This is a genomic window from Cupriavidus sp. HPC(L) (assembly GCF_000307735.3).
Lineage (GTDB): Bacteria > Pseudomonadota > Gammaproteobacteria > Burkholderiales > Burkholderiaceae > Cupriavidus.
Window position 1 is genome coordinate 1 of record NZ_AMPR02000033.1, and the last position, 12,923, is coordinate 12,923.

Here is a 12,923-nt window from a genome sequence, read left to right on the forward strand (position 1 = left end):
GACGGCGCCGCACGGGGGCCGATCACGGCCTCGTACATGCCGGAGCGCATCACCGCACGTTCGCGCACGCTGCTTGCCTTCGGCCGCGAGCTCGACGACGTGACGCTGGACGCCGTGCGCGCGCCCCAGTCCGGCGATCCGGGCTGGCAGTTCCGCCTGGACTCGCGCCAGATCGCCGGCCAGATGCAGTGGCGCGCGGTGCCGTCGAGCCCGGGCGGCGCGCTGACGCTGCGGCTGTCGCGGCTGAACATTCCCGACAGCCAGGACACCAGCCAGGTTGCCGACGCGCTGGCCGGCCAGATCGAGGAGTTGCCGTCGATCGACCTGCAGGCCGAGCACTTCGAACTGCGTGGCCACGACTTCGGCAAGCTGCAGGTCAAGGCGCACAGCGCGCTCGACAATGGCGAACCGGTCTGGACGCTGGAAGCGCTGACGCTGGAGCAGCCCGGCGCGACCTTCACCGGCCAGGGCAGCTGGCGCGTGCCGCGCCGCGTGCGCGACAGCGGCAAGGCCGGCGGCCAGCGCCGCACGCTGCTCAGCTTCAACGTCGACGTGCGCAATGCCGGCGACGTGCTCGACCGGCTCGGCATGCCGCACACGTTGCGCGACGGCAAGGGCAAGCTCGAGGGCCGCATCCGCTGGATCGGCTCGCCGCTGGCGATCGACTACGCCTCGCTGAACGGCCGCATCGCACTGAAGCTCGACAACGGCCAGATCGTCAGCGTCGAGCCCGGCGCCGCCAAGCTGCTGGGCGTGCTGAGCCTGCAGAGCGTGTTGCGTCTGGTGACGCTGGACTTTCGCGGCATCGCGGGCCAGGGCCTGGTATTCGACGAGATCAGCGCGACCGGCACCATCGAGAACGGCATCGCCAGCACCAGCGATTTCCGGCTGAAGAGCCCGCAGGTCAGCGCGGCGATGACGGGCAGCGCCAATATCCCGCAGGAAACGCAGGATCTCGAGGTCGCACTGGTGCCGCGCATCAACGCGACCTCGGCGTCCGTCGCGGCCGCCTTCATCAATCCGGCGCTGGGGATCGGCACGCTGGCGGCGCAATTGCTGTTCGCCGACGAGTTCTCCAAGGCCTTCACCCAGCACTACAAGGTCACCGGCAGCTGGGCCGAGCCGCGTATTGCCAAGGTGGGCGACAATAACGCCGACGGGCAACGGCGCGCACCCGACCGCCGCCAGCCCGAGCAGTCCTACATGCCGTAATTGCCGTAATTGCCGTAACCGCCGCAATTGCCGCAATTGCCGCAATTGCCGCAATGGTTCGCCATCGCGCCGAGGAAACGTCATGCCAGCCGCCGACCCCGCCACCACGCCAGCCAACCCGATCGCTACACGCTCCGCCGCGCCGCGCGCGATGCGTGTTGCGGCGATCCAGACCGTGACCGGCACCGGCCTCGACGCCAATCTGGCGCGCGCCGACGCGCTGATCGCAGAGGCCGCGCGCGGCGGCGCCGAACTGGTGCTGCTGCCCGAGTATTTCTGCCTGATGGGCCGCCAGGACAGCGACAAGGTCGCGGTGCGCGAGCAGGACGGCGACGGGCCGATCCAGCGCTTCCTCGCCGATGCCGCACGGCGCCACGGCATCTGGCTGGTGGGCGGCACGCTGCCGCTATGGTGCGAGGACGCCGAGCGGGTCCGCAACAGCTCGCTCGCCTTCGATCCGCAGGGCGAACGGGTGGCGCGCTACGACAAGATCCACCTGTTCGGCTTTACCCGCGGCGAGGAGCGCTACGACGAGTCGCGCACGATCCTGGCCGGCCGCGAGCCGGTGACCTTCGATGCGCCGTGCGGCCGGGTCGCGATGTCGGTCTGCTACGACCTGCGCTTCCCCGAGCTATATCGGCAGATGGCGAGCACCGACAGCGACAACGGCCTGGCCTTGATCCTGATGCCGGCCGCCTTCACCTACACGACCGGGCAGGCGCATTGGGAAATCCTGCTGCGCGCCCGCGCGATCGAGAACCAGTGCTATGTGCTGGCCGCGGCCCAGGGCGGCAAGCACGAGAACGGCCGCCGTACCTGGGGCCATTCGATGCTGGTCGATCCCTGGGGCGAGGTGCTGGCCATGCTGCCAGAGGGCGAGGGCGTGGTCAGCGGCACGCTGGACCCGGCGCGCATCGCCGAAGTGCGGCAGAACCTGCCTGCGCTGCGCCACCGGGTGCTGTAGCATGGACACCCGTAGCACCGATCCGAACACCCGGGCGCCGCATCGGCCGGCGCCCCACCCTTGCGGCTGCCGGCCCGACGCCGGGCAGCGCGACACCGAATCCAACAGAGGACATTCATGAACGCCGGCGATCTCGGAATCCGCAATCTCGCCACCGCGCAGCAGCTGCTGCTGACCCCGTACGGGCTCGACGAAGCCCGGCTGCAGCGCGTGCTGGCCGACATCTTCACGCACAAGGTCGACTACGCCGACCTGTATTTCCAGTACACCCGCAGCGAGGCCTGGAGCCTCGAGGAAGGCATCGTCAAGTCGGGCAGCTTCAATATCGACCAGGGCGTCGGCGTGCGCGCCGTGTCCGGCGACCGCACCGCCTTCGCCTACTCCGACGAGATCAGCCTGGAGGCGCTGCTGCAGGCCAGCGCCGCGACGCGCACCATCGGCAAGGTCGGCAGCGGCCGCACCAAGGTGGCCGGCTCGCTGGCCTCGCATGGCGGCCGCGACCTCTATGCGCCGAACGATCCGCTCGATTCGATGCCGGCCGCCGAAAAGGTCGCGCTGCTCGAGCGCGTCGAGAAGATGGCGCGCGCCAAGGATCCGCGCATCGTGCAGGTGATGGCGGGCCTGGCCGGCGAATACGACGTGGTGCTGATCGCCCGCAGCGATGGCGTGATCGCCGCCGACGTGCGCCCGCTGGTGCGCGTGTCGGTCACCGTGATCGCCGAGCAGAACGGCCGCCGCGAGATGGGCACCTCCGGCGGCGGCGGCCGCTACCACTACGGCTACTTCAGCGACGAGTTGCTGCGCACCTACGTCGACGAGGCGGTGTCGTCGGCGCTGGTCAACCTGGAGGCGCGCCCCGCGCCGGCCGGCGCGATGACGGTCGTGCTCGGCCCGGGCTGGCCCGGCGTGCTGCTGCACGAGGCGGTGGGCCATGGGCTCGAAGGTGACTTCAACCGCAAGGGCTCGTCGGCCTTCGCCGGCCGCATGGGCGAGCGCGTGGCGGCCAAGGGCGTCACCGTGGTCGACGACGGCACGCTGGAGGGCCGCCGCGGTTCGCTGAACCTCGACGACGAGGGCAACCCGACCCAGTGCACCACGCTGATCGAGGACGGCATCCTGCGCGGCTATATCCAGGACACGCTGAACGCGCGGCTGATGAAGATGCCGGTGACCGGCAACGCGCGCCGCGAGAGCTTCGCCGCGCTGCCGATGCCGCGCATGACCAACACCTACATGCTGAACGGCGACCGCGACCCGCAGGAAATCATCGCCAGCGTCAAGCGCGGCCTGTATGCGGTCAACTTCGGCGGCGGTCAGGTCGACATCACCAACGGGAAGTTCGTGTTCTCGGCCAGCGAGGCCTATCTGATCGAGGACGGCAAGATCACCGCGCCGGTCAAGGGCGCGACGCTGGTCGGCAACGGCCCGGAATCGCTGAAGGACGTCACGATGATCGGCAACGACATGCGGCTGGATTCGGGCGTCGGCGTCTGCGGCAAGGAGGGTCAGAGCGTGCCGGTCGGCGTGGGCCAGCCGACGCTGCGCATCGAGAACATGACGGTAGGCGGCACCGCCTGACGCGCCGTCCGGCGTCGGCGCCGCTGCTGCGCCGACGCCACAGCCGGCACCGCCCGGCCCTTTCGGCGCGCTTGCCAAGCTTGCAGAAACGGGCTATAAAGTGGCTTCGTCGTCGACGCCCGCCGTCTGGCCGGCACGAAAAACCGACGAAAACCAGCGCAGTACCGACTGATTCAAGACTGAATACCGCCCTGTCCTCCCTGATGTCCGCCAAGCTTTACTTTTACTTTTTTAGCGATCTCGCACCGCTGGCGGAAGGAGAGGATCAGTCGTAAGCGCCTCCCAAGATTGCAAAAAAGCCGCCAGCAGAACTGGCGGCTTTTTTTTGGCCCGATTTTCCCGCCGCTGCCGCGGCACCCGAATACCGAATCCCCCCACCCCTCACGACCTGACAAGACCTGGAGCCATCATGTTGAAGAACACCGACGACCTTCGTATTCGCGAACTGAAGGAGCTGCTGCCGCCGGCGCACCTGATCCGCGAGTTCTCCCTGTCGGAGAAGGCGTCGGACGTCATCTACGGCGCGCGCCAGGCGATGCACCGGATCCTGCACGGCATGGACGACCGGCTGATCGTCATCATCGGCCCCTGCTCCATCCACGACACCCGCGCCGCGCTCGAATACGCCAAGCTGCTGAAGGAGCAGCGCGATCGCTTCAGCAACGAGCTCGAGGTCGTGATGCGGGTCTACTTCGAGAAGCCGCGCACCACGGTCGGCTGGAAGGGGCTGATCAACGATCCGCACATGGACGGCAGCTTCAAGATCAACGATGGCCTGCGCACCGCGCGCGAGCTGCTGCTCAACATCAGCGAGATGGGCCTGCCCGCCGGCACCGAATATCTCGACATGATTTCGCCGCAGTACATCGCCGACCTGGTCAGCTGGGGCGCGATCGGCGCGCGCACCACCGAATCGCAGGTGCATCGCGAGCTGGCTTCGGGACTGTCGTGCCCGGTCGGCTTCAAGAACGGCACGGACGGCAACGTCAAGATCGCCGTCGATGCGATCAAGGCCGCGTCGCAGCCGCACCATTTCCTGTCGGTGACCAAGGGCGGCCATTCGGCGATCGTATCGACCTCGGGCAACGAGGACTGCCACATCATCCTGCGCGGCGGCAAGAACCCGAACTACGACGCCGACAGCGTGCAGCAGGCCTGCGATGCGATTTCCAAGGCCGGGCTCGCCGCGCGGCTGATGATCGACGCCTCGCACGCCAACAGCAGCAAGAAGCATGAGAACCAGATCCCGGTCTGCGAGGACATCGGCCGCCAACTCGCCGCCGGCGACGATCGCATCATCGGCGTGATGGTCGAATCGCACCTGATCGCGGGCCGCCAGGACCATGTCCAGGGCGCGCCGATCGACTCGCTGACCTACGGCCAGTCGGTCACCGACGCCTGCATCGGCTGGGACGACTCGGTGCGCGTGCTGGAGATTCTGGCGAATGCAGTGAAGGCACGGCGGCTGGCGAAGGGCAGCGGAAACTGAAACATTGATCTGGCGGCCGATACGCCGCCATCGTCGTGCGGGCGCCTACGATCCCATCAACGGGCGCCCGGTCACGTCCTCATACATCGCGTCCGGCGCAATATCGACCCCGTTTGGCCACACCACTGCGCCGTCGGCAATGGACGCCTTGGCGAAATAGGCTTCATCCGCCAACGGCGCAAACACGCCATGGAAATCATCGCGGGACATGTCCACGATGCCGCGCGTGCCATCGGCGAATTCAACGTCCAGTCGGTAATTTGGCAGGACAGCCAGACGGGTGACGTGCCATGCGGCCATTTCAGTTTTCCAGGATTGAATTGCTTGGCATTCTCCTGAAAAATAAAAAAGCCGCTTCATCATGAAGCGGCTTTTTTTTCAATCGACCGAGCTTACCTCTTCAACACCAGATCGCCCGGCAGCGATTCGAGATAGGCGGCCATGTCCTTCAGCTCCTGCCGGGTGAACGGACGCGGCTTGCCGTCCTTGCCGACCACGCCGGGGTTGGCGTTGACCTGGCCCTGCATGATCGCGTTGGAGCGGCCGACCTGCGGGTTGCCGTGGATCTGGTAGGCGACCAGCGCGTGGTACAGATAGCTGGCGTGCTGGCCAGCCAGCTTCGGATAGTCCGGCGCGATCGGGGAATTCATGTCGGCGCCGTGGCAGGCGGCGCAATTGCCCTTCTGCACCAGGGCCTTGCCGGCTTCGACATCGGCGGCGGAGGCCGACATCGCCGAGGCACCCAGCACCAGTGCGCCGAGCGCGAACGAGAGCGTCTTGAACGTCTTCATGTCGGGTCCTCTCACTTCTGCGGATTGTCGCGGGTATCGCGCTTCTGCTGCGCGTAGTACGCAGCCACATCGGCGATATCCTGGTCGCTCAGCGTCGCCGCGATGCCGCGCATCGTCGGATGCTTGCGGCCACCCTTCTTGTATTCCTGCAGCGCGTTCGCGATGTACTTCGCGCTCTGGCCCCCGATCATCGGCACTTCGTACACCTCGGGAAACGAAGCCCGATATCCCGGAATACCGTGGCAGCCGATACACATCGCCACCTTATCCCGGGCTGCCTCCACATTGCCCTTGACTTCCTGGGCCTGCGCTGCCGTCGCGGCGGCGCCCAGCACCACCATCGTGAGGAGCTTTTTCATTGTCGTAGTCGGATTGGAAGGATTGAACCTTGCGTGACCTGCCCGAGCGGCCAGACATGGAACTCCCGCCGAATGCACGGCCGAGGCCGCGCGCATCGACCGTCATGCCGGCCATTCTTTCGTGATCGCCGCTTCCCGACCGGAGCCGCCGGGGTGCGACGTGGCGGCAGGGGAAGGAGGATGGACGTACGTGGGGGCGCGTCAAACCGGCGCATTGTACCGCACGCGGCACGCGGCAGTCCATAGAGCGGCGCCGTGGGCGCACGCGAACGGGAAAGCTCTTTTATACTGGTCCATTCCGACCCGAACGAAGCCTCCGAACGAGCCTCAGAAGCGACATGACCGATACCGCCCAAGCCGCCGCCGGCGCCTCTGCCGCCCCCTCCGCCCGCTTCCAGGGCAGCGCCCACTACGTGGCCACCGACGACCTGAAGCTTGCCGTCAATGCCGCGCGCACGCTGCAGCGTCCGCTGCTGATCAAGGGCGAGCCCGGCACCGGCAAGACCATGCTGGCCGAGGAAGTGGCCGCCGCGCTGGGCATGCCGCTGCTGCAATGGCATATCAAGTCGACCACCAAGGCGCAGCAGGGCCTGTACGAATACGACGCGGTGTCCCGCCTGCGCGACTCCCAGCTCGGCGACGATCGCGTTCACGACATCCGCAACTACATCGTCAAGGGCGTGCTGTGGCAGGCGTTCGAGTCCGACGAGCCGGTGGTGCTGCTGATCGACGAGATCGACAAGGCGGACATCGAATTCCCCAACGACCTGCTGCGCGAAATCGACCGGATGGAGTTCTACGTCTACGAGACGCGCGAACTGATCCGCGCCAAGCATCGCCCGCTGGTCATCATCACGTCGAACAACGAGAAGGAACTGCCGGACGCCTTCCTGCGCCGCTGCTTCTTCCACTACATCAAGTTCCCCGACGCCGACACGATGCAGCGCATCGTCGACGTCCACTATCCCGGCATCAAGCGCGAGCTGGTCGCCGCCGCGCTCGAGGCCTTCTACGAGATGCGCAACCTGCCGGGCCTGAAGAAGAAGCCGTCGACCTCGGAGCTGATCGACTGGCTCAAGCTGCTGATGGCCGAGGACATTCCGCCCGAGGCGCTGCGCAGTCCGGACAAGAAGGCCGCGATCCCGCCGCTGCACGGCGCGCTGCTGAAGAACGAGCAGGACGTGCATCTGTTCGAGCGGCTGGTCTTCATGAACCGCGCCAATCGTTGAACGCCCGCCCCGCCCTCGTCGAACCCGGAACGTCCAACCTTCGCCAGGAATCTCGATGACCCGTCTGATCGCGCCGATCGTGCTGGAAGGCCGGCACGTCATGCTCGAACCGCTCGACGCCGCGCATGAAACCGAGCTGCGCGCGGCCGCCAGCGACGGCGAGCTGTGGAAGCTGTGGTACACGTCGGTGCCGACGCCAGACGGCCTGCGCGCGTGGATCGACACCGCACTGGACCAGCGCGACCGCCTCGGCGCGATGCCCTTCGTGGTGCGGCGCGTGCAGGACGGCGTCGTGGGCCCGGTGGTCGGCTCGACGCGGATGTTCAATGTCGACGAGACCCATCGGCGGCTCGAGATCGGCCACACCTGGTATGCGCAAAGCGTGCAGCGCACCGCGGTCAACACCGAGTGCAAGCTGCTGTTGCTGGCGCACGCCTTCGAGCAGCTGCGCTGCATCGCGGTCGAATTCCGCACGCACTGGATGAACCACCAGAGCCGCGCCGCGATCGCGCGGCTCGGCGCCAAGCAGGACGGCGTGCTGCGCAACCACCAGGTGATGGCCGACGGCTCGCTGCGCGACACCGTGGTCTTCTCGATCATCGCCAGCGAATGGCCGACGGTGAAGCGCCATCTGCACTACCGCCTGGAGATGCCGCGCTGAGCGCCGGGGCTTTCCCCCCTCGCCCAGCCAGCCACCCGCGACACCGAGACCCGCCATGCTGATCGACTTCTTCTTCTCGCTGCGGCACGCCAAGCTGCCGGTATCCGTCAAGGAATACCTGACCATGCTGGAGGCGCTGAAGGCCCAGGTGATCGCGCCGTCGATCGACGAGTTCTACTACCTGTCGCGCATGACGCTGGTCAAGGACGAGAAGCACTTCGACAAGTTCGACCAGACCTTCGCGGCCTACTTCAAGGGCGTCGAGAACCTGGTCGACTGGAAGTCCGACATTCCGCTCGACTGGCTGCAGAAGACGCTGGAGCGCGAGCTGTCGGCCGAGGAGAAGGCGAAGATCGAGGCGATGGGCGGGCTCGACAAGCTGATGGAGCGCCTCAAGCAGCTGCTGGAAGAGCAGAAGGAAAAGCACGAGGGCGGCAACAAGTGGATCGGCACCGGCGGCACCTCGCCGTTCGGCCACGGCGGCTACAACCCCGAGGGCATCCGTATCGGCGGCCCGTCCAAGGGCAACCGCACCGCGATCAAGGTCTGGGAGACGCGCGCCTATCGGGACTACGACGATCAGGTCGAACTGGGCACGCGCAACATCAAGGTCGCGCTGCGGCGGCTGCGCCGGTTCGCGCGCGAAGGCGCCGACACCGAACTCGATCTGGACGACACCATCCATTCGACCGCGGCCAACGCGGGCCTGCTCGACATCAAGCTGCGCCCGGAGCGGCACAACAAGGTCAAGGTGCTGATGCTGATGGATGTCGGCGGCTCGATGGACGACCACATCAAGCGCGTCGAGGAGCTGTTCTCGGCGGCCAAGACCGAGTTCAAGCATCTGGAGTACTACTACTTCCACAACTGCGTCTACGACTACGTGTGGAAGAACAACCGCCGCCGCCACGCGGAAAAGATCGCCACCTGGGACCTGATCCACAAGTACACGCCGGACTACAAGGTGATCTTCGTCGGCGACGCCACCATGAGCCCGTACGAGATCCTGCAGCCGGGCGGGTCGGTCGAATACAACAATCCCGAGGCGGGCGCGGTCTGGCTGAACCGGCTGATCGACCAGTTCCCGCGCTTCGTCTGGCTCAATCCCGAGCCGGAGGGGCTGTGGCAATACCGCCAGTCGATCTCGGTGATCAACCAGATCATGAAGGCGCGGATGTATCCGGTCACCATCGCCGGGCTCGAGCAGGCGATGAAGGTGCTGTCGAAATAGACCGTTCCGCCGTACCTGCTGTCGTCCCCGCGAAGGCGGGGACCCAGCGACTTGAAGTCGGCGACATCGGCATGGCAAAGGCACTGGGTCCCCCCCTGCGCGGGGACGACGACAGGCGACACCTCACACCACCACGTCGACCCCTTCCATCAGCCACTGCCGGAATGTCTGCAGCGCCGGCAGATGCTGCTTCTGCTCCGGATAGCACAGGTAATAGCCCTTCTTGCTGAGCACCCGCGCCGGATGCGCGACCACCAGCGCGCCGCTGGCCAGTTCCTGCTCGATCAGGCAGCGCGGGATCAGCGCAATGCCCAGGCCCGACAGCGCGGCCTGCGTCAGCAGCGAGAACTGGTCGAAGCGCGGACCGCTCCAGGCCTCGCGCGTCGTCACGCCGAGCTCGCCCAGCCAGTCGGACCACGCCTCGGGCACCGTCGTATGGTGCAGCAGCGGATAGTTCAGCAGCGCCTGCGGCGACGCGGCCACGCCGTTGGGCTCGTTGGCAAGCAAACCCGGCCGGCAGACCGGCAGCACCTCGCGGCCGGTCATGTAGTCCGCCAGGCTGCCCGGCCAGACGCCGTCGCCGAAGCGGATTGCCGCGTCGAGGTCCGGCTGCGAGAAGTCATAGCCCTGCGCGTGCGGCACGAATTCGAGCGTGACCTCGGGATGCCGCTCGAAAAACTGCGGCAGCCGCGGAATCAGCCACTTGGCGCCGAGCGTCGGCATGCTGGCGATGTGCAGCGTGCCGCCGCGGCCCTGACTGGCCACCAGCTCGACGGTGGCGGCCTCTATCTCCTGCAGGCTGGGCCGGATCCGTTCCAGATAGCGCCGGCCGGCATCGGTCAGCAGCAGCCGCTGACGGACGCGTTCGAACAGGTCCACGCCGAGCGACGACTCGAGCTGGCGGACCTGCTTGCTGACCGCGCCCTGCGTGACATGGAGCTCGCGGGCGGCCAGCGTAAAACTGAGATGACGGGCGGCGGCCTCGAAGGCCTGCAGCCCGGTCAACGACGGGCATAGGCGCCGCATGCGACTTCCTCGATTTCCCAGACTTCACGACCAAATGGAATGACCGTGCGATTTTAATTCGTTTGCACGGTTCTTGCAGATTTGCGCAGAATCGCAAGCAAAGCTCAACGAGGCTTTCTAGCACAGCAAAGACGGGCCCGCGCTGCCGGCGCCCTTTCTCCCCCATCCCGTGTTGGACTCCCATTTCAGGATCATTCATGCAACGCCGTAACATGCTCCGCCTCATCGCTGCCGGCTCGGCCGCCCTGGCCGCCGGCCTGTCGTTCCAGGCTGCCGCGCAGGGTTCGTACCCGACCAAGCCGATCACGCTGGTCGTGCCCTTCCCGGCCGGCGGCACCACCGACATCGTCGCCCGCATCGTCGCCGACAAGCTGGGCCAGCAACTGGGCCAAGCCGTGGTGGTCGACAACCGCGGCGGCGCCGGCGGCAGCATCGGCACCAGCTACCTGGCCAAGGCGACGCCGGACGGCTACACGATCGGCATCGCCACCGCCTCGACCCACGGCATCAACCCGGCGATCTACCCGCGCCTGCAGTACGACGCGACCAAGGACTTCACCACCATCACCAACCTGGCCTCGGTGCCGAACGTGATGAGCGTCCACCCGTCGGTCAAGGCCAACGACATGAAGGCCTTCATCGCGCTGGCGCAGTCGCAGCCGAACAAGCTGGCCTACGGCTCGGCCGGCAACGGCAGCGTGTCGCACATGATGGGCGAGCTGTTCAAGCTGAGCAGCAAGACCGAGCTGCTGCATGTGCCGTACAAGGGCGTAGGCCCGGCGCTGAACGACACGCTGGCCAACCAGGTGCAGATCCTGTTCGACAACCTGCCGTCGTCGCTGCCGTTCATCCAGGGCGGCAAGCTGCGCGCGCTGGCCGTGGCCGCGCCCAAGCGCGTCGCCGCGCTGCCGAACGTGCCGACCTTCGCCGAACTGGGCCTGGCCGAAGTCAACGATTCGTCGTGGTTCGGCCTGATCGCGCCGGCCAAGTTGCCGGCCGACATCCAGACCAAACTGCACGACGCCACCGTCAAGGTGCTGGCGATGCCCGAGGTCAAGGAGAAGTTCGAGAAGCTGGGCGCAACCCCGGTCGGCGACACGCCGGCGCAGTTCGCCACGCAGATCAAGAACGAAGTGGCCAAGAACAAGCGCATCGCCGCCGCCGCCAAGATCTCGATGGACTAAGCCGCAAGACCAAGCCGCAAGCATCATGACCGAAGCAGACCGAAAGAGCGCGGAGCGCCCTTACTTCCTGCAGTTGCCGGAAGGCGAGAGCAGCCCACTCTTTCTCGATTCACCGCATAGCGCCACCAATTACCCGGCGGACTTCCGCTACGCCGCCGGGCTGCCGCTGAACCTGCTGCGCCAGGCCGAGGACACCTTCGTCGACGAGCTGTACGCCGACGCGCCGAAGCAGGGCATTGCGCTGCTGTGCGCGGGCTTTCCACGCAGCTACCTCGATGCCAACCGCGGCATCGAGGAGATCGACCAGGCCCTGCTCGACGCCCCGTGGCCCGGCCCGATGCAGGAAACGCCCAAGACCCGGCTCGGCAAGGGCCTGGTCTGGCGCGTGCTCGACACCGGCGAGGCGATCTACGATCGCCCGCTGAGCGTGGCCGAGGTGCAGGCGCGCATCGAGCGCTACTACCTGCCCTACTACGCGCAGCTGCAGAAGCTGGCCGACCGGGCGATCGCCGAGCACGGCAGCGCGTGGCACATCAACTGCCATTCGATGCCCAGCGAAGCGGCGCAGTACGCGACCGAGCATCCTGGCCTGCAGCATCCGGACTTCGTCGTCGGCGACCGCGACGGCACCACCTGCGACAAGCGTTTCACCGACCTGGTCGAAGGCGTGCTGAAGGACATGGGCTACGACGTCTGGCGCAACCACCCGTACAAGGGCGTGGAGATCGTCCGCGTGGTCGGCCAGCCGCAGGCAGGCCGTCACAGCCTGCAGCTCGAGATCAATCGCAAGCTGTATATGGACGAGGTGGCGCTGACCCGCAATGCGGGCTTCGACAAGCTCAAGCGCGATCTGAACGCGCTGCTCGCCGAGCTCGACCGCTTCGCGCGCTCGGCCGGCACGATGCGCTGAACGTCAGGCACCGGGCCGGTATCGGTCCGGCCCGATCCGGTGGCTCCCCAGGGCCCCGGATCGGGCCCTGCCGCAGGTCGGGACTGACCCTAGGTTGGCGGCGCCGAGGAACTTTGTGCAAAGGGTTTCCTCTATCATGGCAGTCTTTTGCCAACCACTTCGCCCCCGAAGCAAGCAGATCCCGTGATCCGACGAATTTCCATGCGGCTGCGCGCGCTTGCCGCCGCAACCGCCGCCCTGATGCTGGCCGCCTGCGCCACCGCCCCCGACGAGCCGGGTACGGCGGCCG

Annotated in this window: 13 protein-coding genes; 9 read left to right on the forward strand and 4 right to left on the reverse strand. The window is 66.8% G+C overall.

Features of this window, described 5'->3' with window-relative positions; translation table 11 throughout:
• From B551_RS03255 to aroG, 4 genes are all read left to right on the forward strand, one after another.
• On the forward strand, positions 1–1,212 hold a 1,212-nt coding region (locus B551_RS03255; RefSeq protein ID WP_043437141.1), incomplete at its 5' end, for a YhdP family protein.
• 82 nt (positions 1,213–1,294) lie between these two features.
• Positions 1,295–2,176: a carbon-nitrogen hydrolase family protein gene (locus B551_RS03260; protein WP_006578953.1), complete on the forward strand. Its 882-nt coding sequence runs from the start codon at positions 1,295–1,297 to the stop codon at positions 2,174–2,176.
• A gap of 117 nt (positions 2,177–2,293) precedes the next feature.
• Positions 2,294–3,754, forward strand: a complete 1,461-nt coding sequence (gene tldD, locus B551_RS03265) for a metalloprotease TldD (protein WP_023263474.1) — start codon at positions 2,294–2,296, stop codon at positions 3,752–3,754.
• Positions 3,755–4,163: 409 nt separating this feature from the next.
• On the forward strand, positions 4,164–5,243 hold the full coding sequence (gene aroG, locus B551_RS03270; RefSeq protein ID WP_006578951.1) for a 3-deoxy-7-phosphoheptulonate synthase AroG: 1,080 nt from the start codon (positions 4,164–4,166) through the stop codon (positions 5,241–5,243).
• A gap of 45 nt (positions 5,244–5,288) precedes the next feature.
• Here the strand turns inward: aroG and B551_RS03275 are convergent, their stop codons facing one another.
• Genes B551_RS03275 through B551_RS03285 form a run of 3 tightly spaced genes read right to left on the reverse strand, consistent with a single transcriptional unit; the run spans position 5,289 to position 6,393 of the window.
• Entirely contained in the window at positions 5,289–5,606 is a 318-nt protein-coding gene (locus tag B551_RS03275; protein WP_216599686.1) for a DUF2442 domain-containing protein, read from the reverse strand.
• A 29-nt stretch (positions 5,607–5,635) separates the two neighbouring features.
• Positions 5,636–6,034, reverse strand: coding sequence for a c-type cytochrome (locus tag B551_RS03280; RefSeq protein ID WP_006578949.1), 399 nt, complete (start codon positions 6,032–6,034; stop codon positions 5,636–5,638).
• 11 nt (positions 6,035–6,045) lie between these two features.
• Positions 6,046–6,393 carry a cytochrome c gene (locus tag B551_RS03285; RefSeq protein ID WP_006578948.1) on the reverse strand — a complete coding sequence of 116 codons (348 nt, stop codon included), beginning with the start codon at positions 6,391–6,393 and terminating at the stop codon, positions 6,046–6,048.
• 338 nt (positions 6,394–6,731) lie between these two features.
• Between B551_RS03285 and B551_RS03290 the strand changes: the two genes are divergently transcribed.
• Genes B551_RS03290 through B551_RS03300 form a run of 3 tightly spaced genes read left to right on the forward strand, consistent with a single transcriptional unit; the run spans position 6,732 to position 9,514 of the window.
• Positions 6,732–7,622: a MoxR family ATPase gene (locus B551_RS03290; protein ID WP_006578947.1), complete on the forward strand. Its 891-nt coding sequence runs from the start codon at positions 6,732–6,734 to the stop codon at positions 7,620–7,622.
• Between the two features lie 55 nt (positions 7,623–7,677).
• Complete coding sequence (locus B551_RS03295) at positions 7,678–8,283, forward strand: GNAT family N-acetyltransferase (RefSeq protein WP_006578946.1); 606 nt, start codon at positions 7,678–7,680, stop codon at positions 8,281–8,283.
• 55 nt (positions 8,284–8,338) lie between these two features.
• A complete protein-coding gene (locus B551_RS03300) occupies positions 8,339–9,514 on the forward strand; it encodes a VWA domain-containing protein (RefSeq protein ID WP_006578945.1) in 1,176 nt (391 codons plus the stop codon).
• A gap of 123 nt (positions 9,515–9,637) precedes the next feature.
• Here the strand turns inward: B551_RS03300 and gcvA are convergent, their stop codons facing one another.
• Entirely contained in the window at positions 9,638–10,540 is a 903-nt protein-coding gene (gene gcvA / locus B551_RS03305; protein ID WP_006578944.1) for a transcriptional regulator GcvA, read from the reverse strand.
• A 197-nt stretch (positions 10,541–10,737) separates the two neighbouring features.
• On the opposite strand from gcvA, the gene B551_RS03310 reads away from it, so the two are divergent.
• Both B551_RS03310 and B551_RS03315 read left to right on the forward strand, forming a co-directional pair.
• Positions 10,738–11,724, forward strand: coding sequence for a tripartite tricarboxylate transporter substrate binding protein (locus B551_RS03310; RefSeq protein ID WP_023263476.1), 987 nt, complete (start codon positions 10,738–10,740; stop codon positions 11,722–11,724).
• 25 nt (positions 11,725–11,749) lie between these two features.
• Entirely contained in the window at positions 11,750–12,634 is an 885-nt protein-coding gene (locus B551_RS03315) for an N-formylglutamate amidohydrolase (protein ID WP_006578942.1), read from the forward strand.
• Positions 12,635–12,923 lie beyond the last annotated feature (289 nt).

Coding starts and splice junctions, on each gene's coding strand:
- gcvA (WP_006578944.1), bottom strand. CDS start 10,540: ATGCGGCGCCTATGCCCGTCGTTGACCGGGCTGCAGGCCTTCGAGGCC.
- B551_RS03280 (WP_006578949.1), bottom strand. CDS start 6,034: ATGAAGACGTTCAAGACGCTCTCGTTCGCGCTCGGCGCACTGGTGCTG.
- B551_RS03290 (WP_006578947.1), top strand. CDS start 6,732: ATGACCGATACCGCCCAAGCCGCCGCCGGCGCCTCTGCCGCCCCCTCC.
- B551_RS03300 (WP_006578945.1), top strand. CDS start 8,339: ATGCTGATCGACTTCTTCTTCTCGCTGCGGCACGCCAAGCTGCCGGTA.
- B551_RS03285 (WP_006578948.1), bottom strand. CDS start 6,393: ATGAAAAAGCTCCTCACGATGGTGGTGCTGGGCGCCGCCGCGACGGCA.
- aroG (WP_006578951.1), top strand. CDS start 4,164: ATGTTGAAGAACACCGACGACCTTCGTATTCGCGAACTGAAGGAGCTG.
- B551_RS03295 (WP_006578946.1), top strand. CDS start 7,678: ATGACCCGTCTGATCGCGCCGATCGTGCTGGAAGGCCGGCACGTCATG.
- B551_RS03275 (WP_216599686.1), bottom strand. CDS start 5,606: ATGATGAAGCGGCTTTTTTATTTTTCAGGAGAATGCCAAGCAATTCAA.
- tldD (WP_023263474.1), top strand. CDS start 2,294: ATGAACGCCGGCGATCTCGGAATCCGCAATCTCGCCACCGCGCAGCAG.
- B551_RS03260 (WP_006578953.1), top strand. CDS start 1,295: ATGCCAGCCGCCGACCCCGCCACCACGCCAGCCAACCCGATCGCTACA.
- B551_RS03315 (WP_006578942.1), top strand. CDS start 11,750: ATGACCGAAGCAGACCGAAAGAGCGCGGAGCGCCCTTACTTCCTGCAG.
- B551_RS03310 (WP_023263476.1), top strand. CDS start 10,738: ATGCAACGCCGTAACATGCTCCGCCTCATCGCTGCCGGCTCGGCCGCC.